This window comes from Paraburkholderia gardini (genome assembly GCF_907164545.1).
In the GTDB taxonomy this organism is placed as follows: Bacteria; Pseudomonadota; Gammaproteobacteria; order Burkholderiales; family Burkholderiaceae; genus Paraburkholderia; species Paraburkholderia gardini.
Genome location: NZ_CAJQZB010000017.1, coordinates 83,269 through 105,613 on the forward strand (window position 1 = coordinate 83,269; position 22,345 = coordinate 105,613).

Sequence of the window (22,345 nt, forward strand, 5' to 3'; positions counted from 1 at the left end):
ACAAGCATGGCCCGTGAACTTCCTCCCTTTTCCGCGCTGCGCGCGTTTGAAGCCGCCGCGCGGCACGAAACCTTTACTGCCGCCGCGAACGAACTGCATGTGACGCACGGTGCGATCAGCCGTCAGGTGGCGGCGTTCGAGGCGTGGGTCGGCGTGCAGGTATTTCATCGCAACGGCAAGCGCGTGCGGCTCACCGAAGACGGGCGCCGCTACCTCGCCACCGTGCAGGCCGCGTTCGACAGCATTGCAGTCGCGACGGAGCAGCTTCGCGATACGGGCGTCGTGCATGTGCTGCGTGTGAACGCGCTACCGACCTTCGCGATGAAGTGGCTGTTGCCGCGCCTGAACCAGTTTCAGCGTATCGCGCCCAGCGTGGAGTTGCGTCTCGCGACATCGAACGCGCCCGTTGAAGCGCTGGAGAACTTCGACGTGGCCGTGCGACGCGGACCGGCGCACTGGGCCAACTGTGCCAGCGGCCACTTTCTGGATGAGGCGGAGATACCGGTGTGCAGTCCGGCACTGCTGCAGCGCTCGCCGATCAACGTCGCCGACGATCTCGCGAAGCACGTGCTGCTGCATTCAGATACGCGCCCGGATGCATGGCGTCACTGGCTCGCCGCCGCGGGCGTCAAGGCGAAGTGCCGCAAGAAGCAGTCGTTCGATCACTTCTATCTGGCGTTACAGGCCGCGGTGGACGGTCTTGGCGTGGCGCTTGGGCCGTTGCCGCTGCTGTCGGAGGAACTGGCGTCGGGGCGTCTTGTATTGCCGCTCGACGGCCCGCGCATCGATGCGCGCGGTTACTGGTGGGTCGCGCGGCGCGAAGTGGCCGAAGCCCCGCTCGTCGCGCAGTTCTGCCGCTGGCTCGAGTCGCAGGCCGGGGCTGCATGAGGGCATGGCCCGTAAAGCCGCGAAGATCACGAAGCCATGAAGAGGGCGGCACGCGGCCGCCCATCGACATCAAAGATAAAACATGCGGTCTTCGTCGGACTTCGCCGGGGGATGTTCGCCTTCGTCGCGATCTTCGTAGAACGCGAGCACGGCTTCGAGCACCTGTTCCGGCTCGTCGATCACCTGCATCAGGTTCATGTCGTCGGGATTGATGAGGCCCATCGGCACGAGCGCTTCCTTGAACCACCCGAGCAGGCCTTTCCAGAACTCGCCGCCGACGAGAATGATCGGCACATGCCGCGACTTCTTCGTCTGGATCAGCGTGAGCACTTCAGCCAGTTCATCGAGTGTGCCGAAGCCGCCGGGCATCACGATCACGGCGTCCGAGTTCTTCACGAACGTAACCTTGCGCGTGAAGAAGTGGCGAAAGCGCAGCGAGATGTCCTGCCACTGGTTGCCCGACTGCTCGTGCGGCAGTTCGATGTTCAGGCCGACCGAAGGCGCCTTGCCCGCATGCGCGCCTTTGTTGGCCGCTTCCATGATGCCGGGGCCGCCGCCGGAGATCACGGCGAAGCCCGCGTCGGACAGTTTTCGCGCGATCTGCGTGGCGAGTTTGTAGTACGGCGAGTTCGGTTTCAGGCGCGCTGAACCATAGATGCTGACAGCCGGGCGGATCTCCGAGAGGTACTCGGTCGCCTCGATAAACTCTGCCATAATCGTGAACATCTGCCACGATGCGCGGGCCTTCTTGGCTGTCGCGCGCTCTTGATCTGCGAGTGATCGCAGACTCGGAATCACTTTTCTTTTGTTCATAATGCCCGAAGAACGAGTCCTTGAAACTGATCGGAATGCCAGGCTGGTAACTGGGCTGGAAGGTAAGACCCTGCTACTGGTGGACGGTTCGAGTTATCTGTACCGAGCCTACCATGCGATGCCCGATCTGCGTGGTCCCGACGGCGGGCCGACGGGTGCGCTGTACGGCATGATCAACATGCTTCGCCGCATGCGCAAGGAAGTTACGGCAGAGTATAGCGCGTGCGTGTTCGATGCAAAGGGCAAAACGTTTCGCGACGACTGGTATCCGGACTACAAGGCAAACCGGCCTTCGATGCCCGAGGATCTGGCGAAACAGATCGAGCCGATTCACGTCGCCGTGCGCGCGCTGGGCTGGCCGCTTTTGATGATCGAAGGCGTCGAAGCCGACGACGTCATCGGCACGCTGTGCTGTGCGGCCGAAAAACACGGCATGAACGTCGTCGTGTCGACGGGCGATAAAGACCTGGCGCAGCTCGTGACGGATCATGTCACCCTCATCAATACGATGACGAACGAAACGCTCGACCGCGTGGGCGTGCTCGCGAAGTTCGGCGTGCCGCCGGAGCGGATCGTCGATTATCTGTCGCTGATCGGCGATACCGTCGACAACGTGCCTGGCGTCGAGAAGTGCGGCCCGAAAACAGCGATCAAGTGGCTCACGCAATACGAAACGCTCGATGGCATCGTGGCACATGCGGACGAAATCAAAGGTGCGGTAGGAGACAATCTGCGCCGGGCGCTCGATTTTCTGCCGATGGCGAGAAAGCTCGTCACGGTCGATACGAACTGCGACCTGGCGGACCAGGTGGTGTCGATCGCCGATACGCTGCCGGCGCGGCCGGAATCGCGCGAGGAGCTGCGCGACGTGTTCACGCGCCACGGCTTCAAGACGTGGCTGCGCGAAGTGGAAATCGCCGACGCGGTGGAAGGTCCCGAGACCGACGTGCCACCCGCGCCCACCATCGAGGCGCCGGGCGAGCGCGAATACGACACGGTGCAGACGTGGGAACAGTTCGACGCGTGGCTCGCGAAGATCGAAGCCGCTGAGATCACCGCGTTCGATACGGAAACCACGTCGCTGGATCCGATGACGGCGCAGCTCGTCGGCCTGTCGGTGGCGGTCGAGCCGGGCAAGGCCGCGTATATTCCGATCGCGCATCGCGGGCCGGATGCGCCGGTGCAGTTGCCGCGCGACGAAGTGCTCGCGAAACTCAAACCGTGGCTCGAAAACGCCGACAGGAAGAAGGTCGGCCAGCACATGAAGTACGACGAACAGGTGCTCGCGAACTACGGCATCGAGATGAACGGCATCGAGCACGACACGCTGCTGCAGTCGTATGTGCTGGAGTCGCATCGCCCGCATGACATGGACAACCTCGCGCTGCGCCATCTCGGTCTGAAGACCATCAAGTACGAGGAGGTGGCGGGCAAGGGCGCAAGCCAGATCGGTTTCGACGAAGTCGCGCTCGAAACGGCCGCTGAATACGCCGCTGAAGATGCAGACATCACGTTGCGTCTGCATCAGGCGTTGTATCCGCAGATCGCCGTGGAGAAAGACCTCGATCACGTGTATCGCGCGATCGAACTGCCGACGTCCCGCGTATTGCGCAAGATGGAGCGCACGGGTGTGCTGATCGACGCCGAAAAGCTGCGCGTGCAAAGCGGGCAGATCGCGACGCGTCTCATCGAACTCGAAACCGAAGCGTATGTGCTCGCCGGCGGCGAATTCAATCTCGGCTCGCCCAAACAGATCGGCCAGATTTTCTTCGAGAAGCTGGAACTGCCGGTTGTCAAGAAAACGCCGAGCGGCGCGCCTTCGACGGATGAAGAAGTGCTGCAGAAGCTCGCCGAAGACTATCCGTTGCCGAAGATCCTGCTCGAACACCGCGGGCTGTCGAAGCTGAAGTCGACCTACACCGACAAGCTGCCGCGCATGGTGAACGCGCAGACGGGCCGTGTGCATACGAACTACGCGCAGGCCGTTGCCGTCACGGGCCGGCTTGCATCGAACGATCCGAATCTGCAGAACATTCCGGTTCGCACAGCCGAAGGCCGGCGTATTCGTGAAGCGTTTATCGCGAAGCCTGGCCACAAGCTCGTGTCGGCCGACTATTCGCAGATCGAGCTGCGCATCATGGCGCACATTTCCGGCGACGAGTCGTTGCTGCGCGCGTTCGCGCAGGGCGAAGACATCCACCGGGCGACGGCCGCCGAAGTGTTCACCGTGACGCCGATCGAAGTCTCGAACGACCAGCGCCGTATCGCGAAGGTGATCAACTTCGGTTTGATCTACGGGATGAGTGCGTTTGGCCTCGCGTCCAACCTCGGCATCACGCGCGACGCGGCGAAACTGTATATCGACCGCTATTTCCAGCGTTATCCGGGCGTCGCGCGCTATATGGACGAAACGCGTCTGAGCGCCAAATCGAAGGGTTATGTCGAAACGGTGTTCGGGCGGCGCCTGTGGCTGCCGGAGATCAACGGGGGCAACGGCCCGCGCCGTCAGGCGGCGGAGCGCGCGGCGATCAACGCACCGATGCAGGGTACCGCGGCCGACCTCATCAAGCTGTCGATGATTGCCGTGCAGGACTGGATCGAACAATCGAAGATCGACACGCGGATGATCATGCAGGTTCACGATGAACTGATCCTCGAAGTGCCCGACCGCGAACTCTCCGAAGTGCGCAAACGTCTGCCCGAACTCATGTGCGGCGTGGCCGGGCTGAAGGTGCCGCTCGTCGCTGAAGTGGGCGCGGGCGCGAACTGGGAAGAGGCGCACTGATCAGGCGCGGGCTTGAGCCCGCTTCAGCGCCCGCGCACGCCGATATCGTCGTGCGCATGTCACACATGTGATTTGACAGCTTGTGACAAAGCGCATTGCTCGCTGACAATCGGTAATGGACGGCGTGTTACTGGCAGCGTGCGCCGTCCGCGACGCACAACCCCCGGTTAGCACGGAGAGTCTCGATGCATCGTTTCATTATCGTTGGTGGCGGGGCAGGTGGTCTTGAACTGGCGACACGTCTGGGCGATCGCTACGCTTCGCCCAGCAAGCGACACGCGGCAAAAGCGCAGGTGACGCTGGTCGACCGCTATCCCACGCACATCTGGAAGCCGCTGCTGCATGAGGTGGCGGCGGGCAGCATGGATCCGTTCACGCAGGAGCTCGAATACGCCGCACAGGCGCGCTGGCACGGCTTTGAGTTCCAGCAGGGCGAGCTTGCCGGGATCGACCGTGCGGCGAAGCGCATCACGCTCTCGGCCGTCGCGGACGATGACGGCGCCGAACTGCTTCCCCCGCGCGACCTCGAGTACGACACCCTGATCATCGCGATCGGTAGCACGACGGCTTTCTTCGGTGTGAAGGGCGCGGCTGAATTTTCGATCGCACTCGATACCGTGAGCGAGGCGGAGCGCTTTCGCAAGCGTCTCATCGCGGCCTGCATGCGCGCGGAGCATCAGGTGCACGAGCGCGTCGAGTCGGGGCCGGGGACATCGGCTTCCGGGGAACCGCGCATTCAGGTCGCGATTGTCGGCGGCGGCGCGACCGGCGTGGAATTGTCGGCCGAGCTGCGCAACACCGCGCAGGTATTGTCGGCGTACGGATTGCACAAGCTCGATCCGCGTCATGACGTCGGCATCGTGCTGGTCGAGGCCGGCGCACGCATTCTGCCCGCGCTGCAGGAGCGTGTTTCGACGGCCACCGCCGAACTGCTGACGCGGCTCGGCGTAAAAGTCATGACCGGCGAGACGGTCGCGGAAGTGGCGCCCGGTATCGTGCGAACCGCGAGCGGCAAAACGATTCGCGCCGATCTGACAGTGTGGGCGGCCGGCATCAAGGCGCCTCCGATTCTCGGCGAACTGGACGGTCTGCCAGTGAACCGGCTGGGCCAGATCGTCGTGCGCCGCACGCTGCAAACGGAAACCGACGACAACATTTTCGCGCTCGGCGATTGCGCGGCGTGCGCGTGGCCGGGTAACGAGCGCAACGTGCCGCCGCGCGCCCAGGCGGCGCACCAGCAGGCGAGTTTTCTGATGAAGTCGTTCGCGGCGCGCCTCGAGAACCGTCCGTTGCCGGAATTCACCTATCGCGACTTCGGCTCACTGGTGTCGCTCGGGCATTTCAGCGCTGTCGGCAACCTGATGGGCGGGGTGATCGGCGGCAACATGCTGATCGAAGGACTGTTCGCGCGCTTCATGTACATGTCGCTCTATCGTCTGCATATTGCCGCGCTGCACGGCTATCCGCGGATGGTGCTCGACACGTTCGCGCACTGGCTGCGTCGCTCGACGCTGCCACGCGTCAAACTTCACTGAGGTTTCCCGCGCTCCGCGACGGGGTCAGCGGGCTCCTGCGGCAGGGTGGCGACGGTTGTATCCTGTCGACCAGAGTTCGCGCTTCAGCGCGTTACTCTGGTCCCATGCAAGGCACTTGCGGTCGACTGGAGTTCGGGCTTTAGCGCGTTACTCCGATCCCATGCAAGAGGGTTGCTGTCTTCGTTCCCATGCCGTTCACACAAGGAGCTCGCATGCTGAAGCCTGATGTCGACAGTCTGGTCCCGCACATTCCTTTCGATCGCCGTACCTTCATCAAGGCCGCGCTCGGCACGGGCTTCGCCGCCGCCGTGATGCCGGTCTCGGCGCAGACCATCCATACCGATGACGAAGGGCTCGAAGCTGGCGAGATTGCAGTCCGTTCGGGCGGCACGATCGTACCGGCGTATCGCGCGCAGCCGAAGGGCAAGACGCATCTGCCGGTGATCATCGTCATCCATGAGATTTTCGGCGTGCATGAGCATATTGCCGACGTCTGCCGCCGTTTCGCCAAGGCCGGCTACCTGGCGATTGCGCCCAACCTGTACGAACGCGAAGGCGACCCGACGGTATACACGTCGATACAGCAGATCAACGACAACATCGCGAGCAAGGTGCCGGACGCGCAGGTCATGGGCGATCTCGACGCGACCGTCGCATGGGCGGGCGAGCATGGCGGCGATCTGAAGCGGGTTGGTATCAATGGCTTCTGCTGGGGCGGCCGGATTGCGTGGCTTTATGCGGAACACAATCCGCACCTGAAGGCCGCAGTGGTGTGGTACGGACGCGTGGTCGGCACACCGAATGCCGCCCAGCCGACGAATCCGCTCGATCGCGTCGGTGACCTGCGTGTGCCCGTGCTGGGCCTCTTTGGACGGCAGGACCAGAGCATTCCGCAGGACACGCTCGACAGGATGAAAGCGGCGATTGCCCAGGGGCCCGCGTCGGCACGTGGATCACAGTTCGTTGTCTATGACGATGCCGGGCACGCATTTTTCGCGGACTACCGGCCGAGCTATCGCAAGGCCGATGCGGAAGATGGCTGGCGGCGCGCGTTGGCCTGGTTCAGGCAACACGGCGTGGCCTGACCTGACCGGGCGACGCGACAACGCGCCATTGCCCGGGAGCAATGGCGCTTCACATGTTGCCTAAGGATTCGGGCCCGTTGCTACCGGACGCGACGGGTCGGCAACCCACTCGCTCCATGACCCACCATACAGCGACGCGCCGTGCAACCCGGCGATTTCCATCGCCAGCAGATTGTGACAGGCCGTCACACCTGAGCCGCATTGCGCCACGACGCGGTCGGGCGCCGTCGTGGGCAGCAGCGCGCCGAATTCCTCGCGCAGTGAATGCGCCGGCTTGAAGCGGCCGTCGGCGGTGAGATTGTCCTTGAAGAAGCGGTTCAGCGCGCCCGGAATGTGGCCGCCGACAGGGTCGATTGTTTCGTTTTCGCCGCGATACCGGTCGGGCGCGCGGGCGTCGACCACCATCAGTTCATGCGTGGTCAGATTGCGCTGGATCGCCTGCGTGTCGGTAGTCACCGACAGCGGCGCGCCAGGTGTGAAGTTGCCCTTCGTTTTGGCCGGTGCGTCCTTCGTGAGCGGCTGGCCCGCCGCCTGCCAGGCGTCCAGGCCGCCGTCGAGTACCGCGACCGAATCGTGCCCGACCCAGCGCAGCAGCCACCACAAACGGGCGGCATACATGCCGCCCTGAGCGTCGTATGCGACCACCTGCTTGCCGTTCGTGAGCCCGTGCGCAACCAGCGTTTCGATGAACTTCGCGCGATCAGGCAACGGATGGCGTCCGTTTGAACCCGTTTTTGGCCCGGACAGGTCACGATCGAGATGCAGATACTGCGCGCCGGGAATGTGTTCTTTAGCCCAGGCCGTTTCGCCCGCGGCCGTATCGGCGAGATCGAAACGGCAATCGAAGGCCAGCACGCTGTCCGGCGCGGCAGCGAGCCGTTCCGCAAGATTCGTGGCGGAAATGAGCGTGGTGTAGTGAGTGTGCGGCATGACGACTCCTGAGACTGGCGTTTCCGGCGCGGCCGGCTGACGTTTCCAGTCTAAACAAAAAAAGACGGGCCGAAATCATATGGGGTGTTTCCGGCGTACTTAATTCGCCCAGCTCTCCCGTTTCTGGAGCCGCAAGCGCACAATCCATGCCGCCGCCCAAGGCAAAAGACCGCTTAAGCCTTCAGCGGCGAAGCAGCCATCTCTTCGCGCGATTGCACCTGCAAAACCGCATCCCGCTTGTCGAGCAAATGCTGCCGGAGAATCGCGCTCAGCTTCTTCCCATCCCGCGCCTCGAGCGCTTTCAACATCTCATCGTGATCGTGAATCGCGCTATCCCACTTGGGGATCTGAAAATTCGACCGGAATCTCAACGCCTGCAAGCGCCGGTTAACGGCGACGTACGTTTGCCGCAGTGCTGAATTCCGTGCTGCTTCATTGATCTTGTCGTGAATTGCCTGGTTGCGGCTGTAGTAGCCAGCCAGATCGTTCTGCGTGCGACAGGCGAGCATCGCGTAATGCAGCGCCTTGATCTCGGCAAGCTCGGCAGCCGTCATCCGCTCTGCCGCCAGCTCTCCGGAAAAAGCTTCAAGACCACTCATCAATTCGAAGGTCTCGCGCAACTCCGCTACCGACATCTTCGATACCGACGCACCTCGATTCGGCGAAATCTCGATCAGCCCTTCCGCAGCCAGCACCTTCAGCGCTTCTCGCAACGGCGTGCGCGAAATCCCAAGCGTTTCGCATAGCTCGCGCTCGTTCAGTTTCTTGCCCGGTTCAAGTACCCCTTCGACGATAAAGCGGCGAATGTGCTCCACCACCGTGTCGTGCAGGCGCTGGCGCTCGACCTTTGGCATGAGCGGAGAAGTGACCACACCTACGTCGAAATTCGAATTTTGCATACAAAAATCCTCAACATCGTATGAGTCAGGATTTTATCGGAAGCGCGCAGATTAGTTAATAGCGAGGGTAAACACCGGTCTCAGCAGCCAATTTTCGGCTTGGGAATGCCGCCTTTCCTCTGATATAGTTTTTTGAATGCAAAATTCAAAAGGAGAAAACAGATGCTCAAGCTAGACTTTCACCCCGCTGGCCGTCACTTTCTGCAGATCCCGGGTCCGAGTCCGGTGCCCGATCGCATTCTCCGGGCGATGAGCTACCCGACTATCGATCACCGCGGGCCCGAGTTCGGCGAACTCGGTCTGAAGGTGCTGGAAGGCATCAAGAAAATCTTCAAGACGCAGCAACCGGTGGTGATCTATCCGGCCTCCGGCACCGGTGCATGGGAAGCGGCGTTGTCGAACACGCTGAGTCCCGGCGACCACGTGCTGATGTTCGAAACCGGGCACTTCGCGACGCTGTGGAAAAAGATGGCAGAAAGTCTCGGGCTGAAGCCTGAGTTTCTCGGCCTGCCCGGTATCGAGGGCTGGCGGCGTGGGGTTCAGCCGCAAATGATCGAGGAGCGTCTGCGCGCCGACACGCAGCACGCGATCAGGGCGGTATGCGTCGTGCACAACGAGACGTCCACGGGCGTCACCTCGGACATCGCCGCCGTGCGCCGCGCGATCGACGCCGCCGGCCATCCAGCGCTGCTGCTGGTCGACACGATTTCGGGCCTCGCCTGCGCCGACTATCGCCACGACGAATGGGGCGTCGACGTCACCGTGTCGGGCTCGCAAAAAGGTTTGATGCTGCCGCCCGGCATCAGCTTCAACGCAATCTCGCCAAAGGCGTTCGCCGCCAGCAAAGAGGCCAGACTGCCGCGCAGTTTCTGGGACTGGAGCGACATCGTCGAGATGAACAAGACCGGCTACTGGCCGTACACGCCGAACACGAATCTGCTATACGGGCTCAACGAGGCGCTGGAGATGATTCTCGGCGAAGGGCTCGAGAACGTGTTCGCCCGTCACGCGCGTCTCGCTGAAGCGACCCGCCGTGCGGTGCGGGCATGGGGTCTTGAGATTCAGTGCGTCGATCCGGCTGTGTATAGCCCTGTGCTGACCGGCGTGATGATGCCCGAGGGAATCGATGCCGATGCGGTGCGCAAGGTCATCTATGAACGCTTCGACATGTCGCTCGGCACAGGCCTCGGCAAGATGAAAGGACGCATGTTCCGCATCGGCCACCTGGGCGACTGCAACGACCTGATGCTGCTGGCGACGCTCGCCGGTTGCGAAATGGGCCTGCAGCTCGCGGGTGTGCCGCTCAAGGAAAGCGGCCTGCCTGCCGCCATGGCGTGGTTGAGCGAGCCGACGCAGGCCTCGGGGCTGAAAGCGGCGGCTTGAATGTTTCAGCGCGTCGGCGCCTGGTGCATCAGCGCAATGACTCAATGACGTGCAGCGACGCAGCAGGCATCTCGCAGCGAGGGAAGGCAGAGAGCGCTTCTCTCACGAAGCCGCGCATAGAACGCGGCTCATCAGCAACATGCAATGTCCCCGCAGCGTATGCCGCTGACGGGCGACGACGCAGCGCGCCATTCCAGGCGTGCCGTCGACAGACTGCAATGGAGAGAGACGATGAAGCGGTTTCGTGTAAGCAGTGCGACCAGTATTGTTCTAGTGATGCTATGCATCATGTACTTCATCACTTACCTTGACCGCGTCAACGTCAGCACCGCGGCGGCGGGTTTCGGCAAGGAGTTCGGGCTCTCGCATACGGAAGTGGGCCTGGTGTTTTCGGCCTTCGCGTATCCGTATCTGATTTTTCAGATCATCGGTGGCTGGGTCAGTGACCGTTTCGGTGCGAAGCGCACGCTGATTTTTTGCGGCGCTATCTGGGGCGTTGCGACTTTGCTGACCGGCCTTGCAGGTGGGCTGGTCTCGTTGCTGGCCGCACGCGTGCTGCTCGGCTTCGGCGAAGGCGCCACGTTTCCGGCCGCGACCTCCGCGATGGCGCGCTGGGTCGCGAAAGAAAAGCGTGGCTTCGCGCAGGGCATCACACATGCGGCGTCGCGTATCGGTAATGCGGTTGCACCCGGCCTGATCGTGCTGGTGATGGCGACCTGGGGCTGGCGCGAATCGTTCTATATCTGCGGCGTGTTTAGCCTGCTGTGGGTGGCGGTGTGGTCGTTCACGTTCACCGAACATCCGAAAGATCATCCGCGCATCACGACCGGGGAACTCGAAGTCTTGCCCCCGCCGAAGCCGAAAGCGACCAACGTGCCGTGGGGAAAACTGTTTCGCCGCATGTGGCCGGTCACGATCGTGTACTTCTGCTACGGCTGGACGTTGTGGCTGTTCCTCAGCTGGATTCCCCAGTACTTCCTGCACAGCTATCACCTGGAACTGAAAAAGTCGGCGATCTTCGCATCGGTCGTGTTTTTTGCCGGTGTGATCGGCGACACGCTCGGCGGTATCGTGACCGACTGGATCTTCAGACGTACCCGCAGCCTGAAGCGCGCACGTAGCTGGATGGTGTCGGCGTGCATGCTGTTCTGTCTGCTCTCGCTCATTCCGTTGATGTTCACGCATAACCTGTATCTGTCGATGACGTGTCTCGCGTCAGGCTTCTTCTTTGCCGAAATGACGATCGGTCCGATGTGGGCGATCCCGATGGACATCGCGCCGGAATACTCGGGCACCGCGAGCGGCATGATGAACACCGGCTCGGCGTTGGCCGCGATCATCTCGCCGGTGGTCGGCGGATTTCTGATCGACTACTTCGGCAACTGGCAATTGCCGTTCGCCGGCAGCATGTTGTTGATGGCGATTGGCGTGGTGCTTGCGTTCCGCATGCAGCCGGAAAGCAGGTTCGAGCGCGACGTGGGCGACAAAGCGCACATCGCGACGGGAGCAGGTGCGTAAACGCCATGCAGAACATGACGACAATTTTGAGTCAACGCCTCGCCGAGGCGCGCAGCAATCACCTGACGCTCAATGCGTTGCCGCTGGAGCAAACGCCCACTGACAGCGCCGCAGCCTACGCGATCCAGCACGCAATCCTGCGCGAACTGGGTGCGCCGGTCGGCGGCTGGAAGATCGGCGCGAAGTCGGACAGCGGGCCGGTTCAGGGGGCACCTTTGCCTGCCCCCGATCTGCATGCCGATGGCGCACGGCTACCGCGCGAAGCTTTTGCGCCATTGGGGCTCGAACTGGAGATCGCATTTCGTTTCGGTCGCCGCTTCGAGCCTTCGACAACACCTTATAGCGAAGCGGAAGTGCACGCGGGCATCGGCTCGTTCGGCGCGACCATCGAGATCGTGGCAAGCCGTTATGCAGCGTGGCCCAACGTCGACAAGCTGGCGCAACTGGCGGATCTGCAGAACAACGGTGCGCTGATCGTCGGTGAATTTACGCCGTATCGGGAAGACTTTCCGTTTGTAGCGCCGTCGTTGCAATTCAGTTTCGAGGGGGAGGATGTGGTCAAGGCAACACCTGCCAATCCAGCCGGTGATCCGCGGCGCCTGCTGACATGGCTCGTCAATCACGCCACGTCGCGTGGTATCGCGGTGACGCCGGAGATGGTCGTCACCACTGGCTCGTACACGGGAATGTTTTTTCCGCGGAGCGCGGGCACGGCGAGCGGACGCATTGATGGCCTTCCGCTGGTCAGCCTGACGCTGTACTAGCCGCTTTCTCATAGACCGACGATATGACGAACCCCACTTCCGCTTTACTCGTCAAGCCGATCCATCTGGTTCCTTCCACCGCGCGCCTGACGACGCCACTCGCGCAGCATCTGCGCAAGTCCTTGCGTGGCGACGTGTTATTCGACGCCGCGAGCCGCGGCCGTTACGCGACCGATGCGTCGATCTATCAGATCACCCCGATCGGCGTGGTGGTGCCACGAGATCAGGACGATCTGCGCATCGCACTGGAAATTGCGCGCAGCGAGAAAGTGCCGCTGCTCGCGCGCGGCGCGGGCACGAGCCAATGCGGGCAGACGGTCGGCGAGGCGCTGGTAATCGATACCAGCAAATGGCTGAACAACATCGTCGCATTCGATGCCGACGCGTGCACCGTGACGGTTGAACCGGGCATCGTGCTGGACCATCTGAACGCATGGCTGAAGCCGCATGGTCTGTGGTTTCCGGTCGATGTCTCGACCGCCGCGCAATGCACGATCGGCGGGATGGCGGGCAACAATTCGTGCGGCTCGCGCTCGATCGAATACGGCAACATGGTTCACAACGTCGAAGCCATCGACGCGATTCTCGCCGATGGCAGTGAAGCACGTTTTGCCTCGCTGCGCGAGGCGCCACAAGGCGCACGCCTGCAGCAGATATTCGAGGGCGTGAAGCAGATTGCCCAGCGCGAGCGCGATGAAATCGCGGCGCGCGTGCCAAAGGTCTTGCGTCGGGTAGCGGGCTACAACATCGACCTGTTCGATTGCCAGAACCCGCGCGCCTATACCGACGACGGCATCGCCAATCTTGCCCATCTGCTGGTCGGCTCCGAAGGCACGCTTGCATTCAGCCGGCAATTGACGCTGAAGCTCGTGCCGCTGCCCACGCACAAAACGCTAGGCGTAGTGAACTTTCCGACATTCTGGCAGGCGATGGATCTGACGCAGCATATCGTCAAGCTGAAGCCGGTAGCGGTGGAACTGGTCGATCGCACCATGATCGATCTGGCGATGGGCAATCCCGCCTTCCGTCCCGTGATCGGGAAAGCGCTGGTCGGCCGGCCGCAAGCAATCCTGCTGGTGGAATTTGCTGGCGAGGACCGCGATGCGCAACTCGCGTCGCTCAGGCAACTCACCGAACTGATGGCCGACCTCGGTTTGCCCGATTCGGTCGTCGAGATGCCTGCCGCGAACGAACAAAAAGCGTTGTGGGAAGTCCGTAAAGCGGGCTTGAACATCATGATGAGCATGAAGGGCGACGGCAAGCCGGTTTCCTTCATCGAAGACTGCGCGGTGCCGCTCGAACATCTGGCGGAATACACGAGCCGCCTGACCGAGGTGTTCCACCGGAACGGCACGGAAGGCACCTGGTATGCTCATGCGAGCGTTGGCACGTTGCACGTGCGGCCGATTCTCGATATGCGACGTGACGGCGCGCTCAAGATGCGCGCGATCGCCGAGGAAGCCGCCGCGTTGGTGCGCGAATACAAGGGGGCCTATTCGGGCGAACACGGCGATGGCTTGTGCCGGGGCGAATGGGTCGCGTGGCAATACGGGCCGCGTCTGAATCAGGCGTTCAGCGAGATCAAGGCCCTGTTCGATCCGGATAACCGCTTCAATCCCGACAAGATCGTGCGTCCGCCGAAGATGGACGACACGCGCAATTTCCGCTTTGCGCCGGGCTACAACGCGCTTCGGATCGAGACCGCGCTCGACTGGTCCGCATGGAACGTCGAACGCGATCCGTTGACGGGGCAGGAGACGCTGCCAGGCAGCGGCAACGATCTGTCAGGCGGGCTCGCGAAAGCTGTCGAGATGTGCAATAACAACGGCCATTGCCGCAAGTTCGACGCGGGCACCATGTGCCCGAGCTATCGCGTGACGAAGGACGAACAACATGTGACGCGAGGGCGCGCGAACACCTTGCGTCTGGCGATTTCCGGCCAGCTTGGCGAAGCGGGCCTCGCCAGCGACGAGGTCAAGGACACGCTCGATCTGTGCGTCTCATGCAAGGGCTGCAAGCGCGATTGTCCGACGGGCGTCGACATGGCCAGGTTCAAGATCGAGGCGCGGGCGGCACGCGTCAAAAGCCACGGCCTGCGTCTGCGCGACAGGCTGGTGGCCTTCATGCCGCGCTATGCGGCAACGGCGAGCCGCGTGCCGGGGTTGATGGCGCTGGCCGACAACGTGCCGGTGCTGTCGGCGTGGTTGAAGCGTTCGATCGGATTCGCGCCTGAACGCAGGTTGCCGCGTTTCAGGAAACCGTTTCTGTCTGGCGCCGTGGCGGGCAAACTGGCTCAAGGCGGTGCGCTGAGAGAAGTGCTGTTGTTCGTCGATACGTTCAACAACAACATGGAGCCGGAAAACGCGCGCGCCGCGCAGCAGGTACTGGAAGCGGCCGGTTACACGGTGCACTTCAACACGCGACAGGGCGAGCGGCCGGTGTGTTGTGGTCGCACGTTCCTCGCTGCGGGTCTGGTCGACGAAGCGAAGCAGGAAGCGCGGCGCATGCTCGATCTGTTCAAGCCGTTCGTGGAGCGCGGCGTACCTGTTGTCGGACTGGAGCCGTCGTGTTTGCTATCGTTGCGCGACGAGTTTCTCCATTACGGTTTCGGCGAGGAAGCTGAGCGGCTTTCGAAGCAGGCTTTTCTATTCGAAGAGTTTCTGGTGCGGGAACAAAAAGCCGGCCGTCTGCAGCTTGCGTTGAAGCCGTTGGCAAAGCGGCAGGCGCTCGTGCACGGCCACTGCCATCAAAAAGCCTTCGACGCGTTCACGCCCGTGCAAACCGTACTGAACTGGATTCCCGAACTGAATGTGTCGACGGTCGAATCGTCGTGCTGCGGCATGGCAGGCAGCTTCGGCTACGAGGCGGAGCACTACGCGACGTCTCAAGCGATGGCGGAACTGTCACTGCTGCCCGCGGTGCGCAAGATCGACGGCAATACGGTGATGGTCGCGGACGGCACGAGTTGCCGGCATCAGATCCACGATGGCGCGGGCGTTGATGCGATCCATGTGGCGCGAGTGCTGGCGATGGCGTTGGAGTGAGGGCAGGGCGCCGCCCTGCCGCTCTTCAGATCGTGCCGAGTTCGCGGCGCAGAAATTCGTGGAAGTGCTGCATGCCATCTTCCATCGGGCTCTGATACGGACCGACCTGCGATTCGCCACGCTCCATCAGCGCACGACGCCCGGCGTCCATCCGTTCGGCGATTTCGTCGTCTTCGCGAGCCGTTTCCATATAGGCGGCGCGTTCGGCTTCGACGAATTCCCGCTCGAAGAGCGCGATTTCCTCAGGGTAATAGAACTCGACGACGTTCGTCGTTTTCTGCGGTCCGCGCGGAATCAGCCACGATACGACCAGCACATGCGGATACCACTCGATCATGATCCCCGGGTAGTACACCATCCAGATCGCACCGAATTCCGGCGGCGTGCCGTTGCGAAAGCGCAGCACTTCGTCGTGCCACTTGCGGTACGTCGGGCTGCCCGGCTGTTCCAGACCCTTGTGGACGCCGACCGTCTGCACGCTGTACCAGTCGCCGAATTCCCACGTCAGGTCGTCGCACGAGACGAAGCTGCCGAGGCCCGGATGGAACGGCGCGACGTGGTAATCCTCCAGATAGACCTCGATGAAGGTCTTCCAGTTGTAGTTGCACTCGTGGACTTCGACGTGATCGAACATGAAGCCCGAAAAGTCGAAATGCTGCTTCGTGCCGAGCCTGGCCAGATCGTTTGCGACGTTGCGCCCCTGCGACTCGAACAGCAGGCCCTGCCAGTTCTGCAGCGGCGTGGCGCCGAGATTCAGGCAGGGGTTGTCGGCGAAATGAGGGGCGCCGAGGAGTTGACCGTTCAGGTCATACGTCCAGCGATGCAGCGGGCAGACGATGTTCTGCGTCTGCCCGCGGCCGTTGAGCATGATCGCCTGGCGGTGACGGCACACGTTCGACAGCAGTTCGACCTGCGACTGCTGGTTACGGACGAGCACACGCCCCTCGCTCTCGCTCGGCAAGGCAAAATAATTCCCCGCTTCGGGCACCATGAGATCGTGGCCGATGTAACGAGGACCTTTCCTGAAAAGGGTGTCGATTTCGCGCGTAAGCAGCGCTTCGTCAAAGTAAGCCGTGACTGGCAGCTGGCTGTGAACAGACTTTAGCTGCAATGCATTGCTCAGATTGGACATTCCCACTCCCGATGAAAACGTGAAAGCAGTGAACAACCCAACCATCGAAGATTCGATTTAGGGAGCCCGCAATTATACCTGTTTCCCCTTTCGGGGGGCGCTTAAGTGCCTGATTTGGGTCAAAATTGTTACGAAAGCCCCCGATTTCGCCGTGCAATCGACCGGTTTTTTTCTATCGGGTGCAAGCTGTCGGCTAGTCGACGTGCGACCACGACCGGGTTGGGTTTTGCGCTTTTGCCGTAGAATGTCCGACTTGTTTTAATTTTGCGACGACTCATGGCGAAGACCGCACCGAACGACACCGCTGCAGCATCCGCGCAGGACGCAAGCGGCGTGCCGCTGCCCGAAAACTACGAGGCGGCGGTGGCGGAACTCGAAGGCCTTGTCGGGCGCATGGAAGGCGGCAGTCTGAGCCTCGAGGAATCGCTGTCCGCCTACCGGCGCGGCGCGGCGCTCGTGGCCTTCTGCCAGCAACAACTGGAAAAGGTCGAGCAGCAGGTTCGCGTTCTCGATGGCGAGACGCTCAAGCCCCTGCCGACGAACGCCGCAGGCACAGCCGCTGGGGAGAGCGGAGACGACCTATGACTTTCGAACAATGGATGCGCTCGGTACTCGACCGCGTCGAGACGGCACTCGATCATTACCTGCCGGCACAAACGACCGAACCCGCCACGCTTCACGAAGCGATGCGCTATGCCGTGCTGGGCGGCGGCAAGCGGGTGCGTCCGCTGCTCGTGCATGCGGCCGGCGAACTGACGGATGCGCGTGCCGAATGCCTCGATGCGGCGGCGTGCGCGCTCGAAATGATTCACGTCTATTCGCTCGTGCACGACGACATGCCGTGCATGGACGACGATGCGCTGCGTCGCGGCAAGCCGACGGTACACGTCCAGTATGACGACCCGACGGCACTGCTGGTCGGCGATGCATTGCAGTCGCAGGCTTTCGTCACGCTGACGGACGCCGTGCTGGCGCCTCTTCAACAGGCGGCGCTCGTGCGCGAACTGGCGCTCGCGAGCGGCTCGACCGGCATGGCCGGCGGCCAGGCGATCGATCTGGCGAGCGTCGGCCACACGTTGACGCGCGCGCAGCTCGAAACGATGCACCGCATGAAGACGGGCGCACTGCTGCGCGCCTCGGTGCGCATGGGCGCGCTGGCGGGCACGACGCCTTCGGCGGACGCAATGAATTCGCTGGATGTGTATGCAGCAGCCGTGGGCCTGGCGTTTCAGGTCGTCGATGACATTCTCGATGTGACGACCGATTCCGCCACGCTCGGCAAAACCGCCGGTAAGGACGCGAAGGACGGCAAGCCGACCTACGTGTCGATTATCGGGCTCGACGCGTCGCGTGCGCTTGCCGCACAGCTGCGCACGGACGCGCACAACGCACTCGCGCCGTTTGGCGCGCGTGCGCGGCGTCTGGCCGAGCTCGCTGACCTGGTCGTCGACCGGGTGAGTTAAAAACGCGAAAGCCCGCCGCCGCGCACGATTCACACCGGGTGCGCGTAACGAAGTGCGGGCGCGTAAGTTTTCCTACACTGGAACGACGATGTACGACTTGCTGAAAACCATCGACGACCCGGCAGCCCTGCGCCGCCTCGATCGCCGCCAATTGCAACCGCTCGCGGACGAGTTGCGTGCCTTCGTGCTCGACAGCGTCTCGCAGACGGGCGGCCACCTGTCGTCCAATCTCGGGACGGTCGAACTGACAATCGCGCTGCATTACGTATTCGACACGCCGCGCGACCGCATCGTCTGGGACGTCGGCCATCAAACGTATCCGCACAAAATCCTGACGGGTCGCCGCGACCAGATGCATTCGCTGCGTCAGCAGGGCGGCATTTCGGGTTTCCCGAAGCGCGACGAGTCAGAATACGACACGTTCGGCACGGCGCATTCCAGCACGTCGATTTCGGCTGCGCTCGGCATGGCGATCGCGAGCAAGCTGAAGGGTGAAAACCGCACGGGCATCGCCGTGATCGGCGACGGCGCGATGACGGCCGGCATGGCGTTCGAGGCGATGAACAATGCGGGCGTCGAGGACGACGTGCCGCTGCTCGTCATCCTGAACGACAACGACATGTCGATTTCGCCGCCGGTCGGCGCGCTGAACCGCCATCTGGCGCGTCTGATGTCGGGCCGCTTCTACGCGGCCGCACGTGCGGGCGTCGAACGTGTGCTGCGGGTCGCGCCGCCGATGCTCGATCTCGCCCGCAAGCTCGAGGAACACGCGAAGGGCATGATCGTGCCGGCGACGCTCTTCGAGGAATTCGGTTTCAACTACATCGGCCCGATCGACGGTCACGATCTCGATTCGCTGATCCCGACGCTGCAGAACATCAAGGAACTGCGCGGCCCGCAGTTCCTGCACGTCGTGACGAAGAAGGGCCAGGGCTACAAGCTCGCCGAAGCAGATCCGGTGCTGTATCACGGTCCGGGCAAGTTCAATCCGGCCGAGGGTATCAAGCCGTCCACTACGCCCGCGAAAAAGACCTACACGCAGGTCTTCGGCGAATGGCTGTGCGACGCGGCTGAGCTCGATGCGCGCGTCGTCGGCATCACGCCGGCCATGCGCGAAGGCTCGGGCATGGTGGAGTTCGAGAAGCGCTTCCCGGATCGTTATTTCGACGTCGGCATCGCGGAACAGCATGCAGTGACGTTCGCGGGCGGTCTGGCCGCTGACGGCATGAAGCCGGTCGTCGCGATCTATTCGACGTTCCTCCAGCGCGCGTACGACCAGCTGATCCACGATGTCGCGCTGCAGAACCTGCCGGTGGTGTTCGCGATCGATCGCGCGGGTCTCGTCGGCGCCGATGGCGCGACGCACGCGGGCGCGTACGACCTCGCGTTCATGCGCTGCATTCCGAACATGACGGTGATGGCGGCCTCGGACGAAAACGAATGCCGGCAGATGCTGTACACGGCGCTGCAACAGCCGAATCCGACGGCCGTGCGTTATCCGCGCGGCGCGGGCACGGGCGTGGCGACGATCAAACAGATGGCGGCGATTCCGCTCGGCAAGGGCGAAATTCGTCGCGAGACGTCGCAGCCGGCGGGCAAGCGCATTGCGATTCTGGCGTTCGGCACGATGGTCGCGCCTTCGCTCGCGGCTGCCGAACAGATCGACGCTACTGTCGCGAACATGCGCTTCGTGAAGCCGCTCGACGCCGAACTGGTTCGCAAGCTCGCCGAAACGCACGATGCCATCGTCACGGTCGAGGAAGGCTGTGTGATGGGCGGCGCGGGTTCGGCCTGCGTGGAAGCCCTCCTCGAGAGCGGGGTTATCAGGCCCGTTCTACAATTGGGCCTGCCTGACCGTTTCATCGACCACGGCGATCCGGCGAAGCTCCTGTCACAATGCGGTCTGGACGCCGCGGGCATCGCGAAATCGATCCGTGAACGCTTCCTGGATCACGCTGCCGGCAAGTCGGTTAAACGCGTCGCGTGATGCCGCGGCCGTCCTGAGACGGCAATTTCTCTTCAGACGAACCGGCGGGCCGCGTGGCCCGTCGCGCAGCGTCGGCGGCATGCCGGCGTATGCGGTTGCGCGAATCGACACGCGCAGCCAGCGAGGACAACAACATGAACCAGATGAATCCCGCTTTCGTGATGCCCGACGTGCAGAGCACCGTCGATACACGCCAGATCGCGATCCAGCGCGTGGGTGTGAAGGCGGTACGTCATCCGCTCACCGTGCGCACGCCGCGCGGCGACGCCCAGCCGACGATCGGCACGTGGAGCCTCGACGTTCATCTGCCCGCCGAAGTAAAGGGCACGCACATGTCGCGCTTCGTCGCGCTGCTCGAAGAGAACAGGGCGCCGCTCGATACGGCCACGTTCCGCGCGATGCTGACGGCGATGCTGGAAAAACTCGAAACCGAAGCCGGGCGTATCGAGGTGTCGTTTCCGTACTTCGTGAACAAGATCGCGCCTGTTTCCGGTGTCGAAAGCCTGCTCGATTACGATGTGACGCTGACTGGCGACACGCGCGATGGCGCGACGCGTCTGTTCCTGAAGGTGCTGGTGCCGGTTACGAGCCTGTGCCCGTGCTCGAAGAAAATCTCGCAGTACGGCGCGCATAACCAGCGCTCGCACGTGACGATCAACGTCGAGCTCGCGGACGACGTGCCGGTGGAAGACCTGATCCGTATCGCCGAAGAAGAAGCGTCGTGCGAGCTGTGGGGCCTGCTGAAGCGCCCCGACGAGAAGTTCGTGACCGAGCGTGCCTACGAGAACCCGAAGTTCGTCGAGGACCTGGTGCGCGATGTGGCGCAGCGTCTGAACGCGGATTCGCGGATCGTCGCGTATGTGCTCGAAGCCGAGAACTTCGAGTCGATCCACAATCACAGCGCGTACGCGTTGATCGAGAACGACAAGCGCACCGCGCGATAAGGATTGCGCCTGCGTTGAATGACAGAACGGCCGCTGATGCGGCCGTTACTGTTTGTGATGTCGGTCGTAAGCTTCGATGCTAGCGGGCCAGCGACGACAGATCCCATCGCGGCTTCACCGTGAACGCGTAATCCTTGCCTGCCTGTTCCGGCCAGCGCTGCAGACGCAGCGCGCCCGCGAGCGCAATCATCGCGCCGTTATCCGTGCATAGCGCGAGATCGGGATAGTGCACTTCGAAGCCGCGCTTTTGCGCGGCACCTGAAAGTGCCTCGCGCAACTGCCGGTTCGCGCCGACGCCGCCTGCCACGACCAGCCGCTTGAGCTTCGTCTGCCTGAGCGCCGCCAGTGATTTCGCCGCGAGCACGTCGACGGCCGCATCGACAAATCCGCGCGCGAGGTCCGCTTTCGCCTGCTCGCAGACGTTGCCGCCGAGCTTTTTCGTCTGTGTCAGCACTGCGGTTTTCAGGCCGCTGAAACTGAAATCGAGGTCGCCGGAATGCAGCATCGGGCGTGGCAGCGTGACCGCCCCCGGCGTGCCGAACTCCGCCATCCGCGACACTTCCGGGCCGCCCGGATACCCGAGGCCGAGCAGTTTCGCCGTTTTGTCGAAGGCTTCGCCGGCGGCATCGTCGAGCGTCTCGCCAAGCGTTTCGTATTCGCCGACGTCGGTCACGCGCATCAGCTGCGTATGTCCGCCCGACACCAGCAGCGCGACGAACGGAAACGGCGGCGGCGCGTCGACCAGCAGCGGCGAGAGCAGGTGCCCCTCGAGATGGTGGATGCCGATCGTCGGACGGTCCCACGCCATCGCGAGCGCGTTGGCGATGCTCGCGCCGACAAGCAGCGCGCCGGCGAGCCCCGGCCCCTGTGTATACGCGATCGCGTCGATTTCGGTGCGCGCCGTGCCGGCCCGTTCGAGGACCTCTTCGAGCAGCGGCAGCGCGCGGCGGATGTGGTCGCGCGAGGCCAGTTCCGGCACCACGCCGCCGTATTCGCGATGCATTGCGATCTGCGAGTGCAGCGCGTGCGCGAGCAGGCCGCGCTCTGTGTCATAGAGCGCGAGACCGGTTTCGTCGCAGGAGCTTTCGATGCCGAGAACGAGCATGATTTTGGGGGGCTGGACGGGCGCCGCGAAGGCGGCCGAAACGTAAGGGGAGCCTGAAAGTATAGCAGTG

The 22,345-nt window shown here is 62.8% G+C and carries 17 protein-coding genes; 12 read left to right on the top strand and 5 right to left on the bottom strand.

Annotation, left to right across the window (positions count from 1 at the left end):
• Positions 1 to 6 precede the first annotated feature (6 nt).
• Positions 7 to 888 (top strand): transcriptional regulator GcvA, encoded by an 882-nt coding sequence (locus tag LPA37_RS14035; RefSeq protein WP_228981343.1) that lies wholly within the window; start codon positions 7 to 9, stop codon positions 886 to 888.
• Positions 889 to 957: 69 nt separating this feature from the next.
• Here the strand turns inward: LPA37_RS14035 and LPA37_RS14040 are convergent, their stop codons facing one another.
• A complete protein-coding gene (locus LPA37_RS14040; protein ID WP_229012906.1) occupies positions 958 to 1,701 on the bottom strand; it encodes an LOG family protein in 744 nt (247 codons plus the stop codon).
• A 1-nt stretch (position 1,702) separates the two neighbouring features.
• Between LPA37_RS14040 and polA the strand changes: the two genes are divergently transcribed.
• The 3 genes from polA (at position 1,703) to LPA37_RS14055 (ending at position 7,106) form a co-directional block, all read left to right on the top strand.
• Positions 1,703 to 4,486 (top strand): DNA polymerase I, encoded by a 2,784-nt coding sequence (polA, locus tag LPA37_RS14045; protein ID WP_229012907.1) that lies wholly within the window; start codon positions 1,703 to 1,705, stop codon positions 4,484 to 4,486.
• A 185-nt stretch (positions 4,487 to 4,671) separates the two neighbouring features.
• Positions 4,672 to 6,021, top strand: coding sequence for an NAD(P)/FAD-dependent oxidoreductase (locus tag LPA37_RS14050; protein WP_229012908.1), 1,350 nt, complete (start codon positions 4,672 to 4,674; stop codon positions 6,019 to 6,021).
• 212 nt (positions 6,022 to 6,233) lie between these two features.
• The gene (locus tag LPA37_RS14055; RefSeq protein WP_229012909.1) at positions 6,234 to 7,106 is read left to right on the top strand and encodes a dienelactone hydrolase family protein; all 873 of its coding nucleotides are present in this window, start codon (positions 6,234 to 6,236) and stop codon (positions 7,104 to 7,106) included.
• A gap of 60 nt (positions 7,107 to 7,166) precedes the next feature.
• Here LPA37_RS14055 and LPA37_RS14060 read toward each other — a convergent pair whose 3' ends face one another.
• Positions 7,167 to 8,036, bottom strand: a complete 870-nt coding sequence (locus LPA37_RS14060) for a sulfurtransferase (protein ID WP_229012910.1) — start codon at positions 8,034 to 8,036, stop codon at positions 7,167 to 7,169.
• Between the two features lie 173 nt (positions 8,037 to 8,209).
• The gene (locus LPA37_RS14065; protein ID WP_228981357.1) at positions 8,210 to 8,935 is read right to left on the bottom strand and encodes a GntR family transcriptional regulator; all 726 of its coding nucleotides are present in this window, start codon (positions 8,933 to 8,935) and stop codon (positions 8,210 to 8,212) included.
• 162 nt (positions 8,936 to 9,097) lie between these two features.
• Between LPA37_RS14065 and LPA37_RS14070 the strand changes: the two genes are divergently transcribed.
• The 4 genes from LPA37_RS14070 to LPA37_RS14085 all read left to right on the top strand — a co-directional run bounded on the left by LPA37_RS14070 (position 9,098) and on the right by LPA37_RS14085 (position 15,644).
• The gene (locus tag LPA37_RS14070; RefSeq protein WP_229012911.1) at positions 9,098 to 10,318 is read left to right on the top strand and encodes a pyridoxal-phosphate-dependent aminotransferase family protein; all 1,221 of its coding nucleotides are present in this window, start codon (positions 9,098 to 9,100) and stop codon (positions 10,316 to 10,318) included.
• 231 nt (positions 10,319 to 10,549) lie between these two features.
• A complete protein-coding gene (locus LPA37_RS14075; protein WP_228981362.1) occupies positions 10,550 to 11,836 on the top strand; it encodes an MFS transporter in 1,287 nt (428 codons plus the stop codon).
• A 14-nt stretch (positions 11,837 to 11,850) separates the two neighbouring features.
• A complete protein-coding gene (locus tag LPA37_RS14080) occupies positions 11,851 to 12,600 on the top strand; it encodes a 2-keto-4-pentenoate hydratase (protein ID WP_228981363.1) in 750 nt (249 codons plus the stop codon).
• Between the two features lie 23 nt (positions 12,601 to 12,623).
• Complete coding sequence (locus LPA37_RS14085) at positions 12,624 to 15,644, top strand: FAD-binding and (Fe-S)-binding domain-containing protein (RefSeq protein ID WP_229012912.1); 3,021 nt, start codon at positions 12,624 to 12,626, stop codon at positions 15,642 to 15,644.
• 25 nt (positions 15,645 to 15,669) lie between these two features.
• Here LPA37_RS14085 and LPA37_RS14090 read toward each other — a convergent pair whose 3' ends face one another.
• Positions 15,670 to 16,776 (bottom strand): aromatic ring-hydroxylating oxygenase subunit alpha, encoded by a 1,107-nt coding sequence (locus LPA37_RS14090; protein WP_229012913.1) that lies wholly within the window; start codon positions 16,774 to 16,776, stop codon positions 15,670 to 15,672.
• Positions 16,777 to 17,052: 276 nt separating this feature from the next.
• Between LPA37_RS14090 and LPA37_RS14095 the strand changes: the two genes are divergently transcribed.
• The 4 genes from LPA37_RS14095 (at position 17,053) to folE2 (ending at position 21,170) form a co-directional block, all read left to right on the top strand.
• Positions 17,053 to 17,361, top strand: coding sequence for an exodeoxyribonuclease VII small subunit (locus LPA37_RS14095; RefSeq protein ID WP_228875824.1), 309 nt, complete (start codon positions 17,053 to 17,055; stop codon positions 17,359 to 17,361).
• The gene (locus LPA37_RS14100; protein ID WP_229012914.1) at positions 17,358 to 18,239 is read left to right on the top strand and encodes a polyprenyl synthetase family protein; all 882 of its coding nucleotides are present in this window, start codon (positions 17,358 to 17,360) and stop codon (positions 18,237 to 18,239) included. Before LPA37_RS14095 ends, LPA37_RS14100 begins: the two co-directional genes overlap by 4 nt.
• Before the next feature lie 88 nt (positions 18,240 to 18,327).
• A complete protein-coding gene (dxs, locus tag LPA37_RS14105; RefSeq protein WP_229012915.1) occupies positions 18,328 to 20,226 on the top strand; it encodes a 1-deoxy-D-xylulose-5-phosphate synthase in 1,899 nt (632 codons plus the stop codon).
• A gap of 134 nt (positions 20,227 to 20,360) precedes the next feature.
• Complete coding sequence (gene folE2, locus LPA37_RS14110; protein WP_229012916.1) at positions 20,361 to 21,170, top strand: GTP cyclohydrolase FolE2; 810 nt, start codon at positions 20,361 to 20,363, stop codon at positions 21,168 to 21,170.
• A gap of 79 nt (positions 21,171 to 21,249) precedes the next feature.
• On the opposite strand, the gene tsaD is transcribed toward folE2, so the two are convergent.
• The gene (tsaD, locus tag LPA37_RS14115) at positions 21,250 to 22,275 is read right to left on the bottom strand and encodes a tRNA (adenosine(37)-N6)-threonylcarbamoyltransferase complex transferase subunit TsaD (protein ID WP_228981376.1); all 1,026 of its coding nucleotides are present in this window, start codon (positions 22,273 to 22,275) and stop codon (positions 21,250 to 21,252) included.
• Positions 22,276 to 22,345 lie beyond the last annotated feature (70 nt).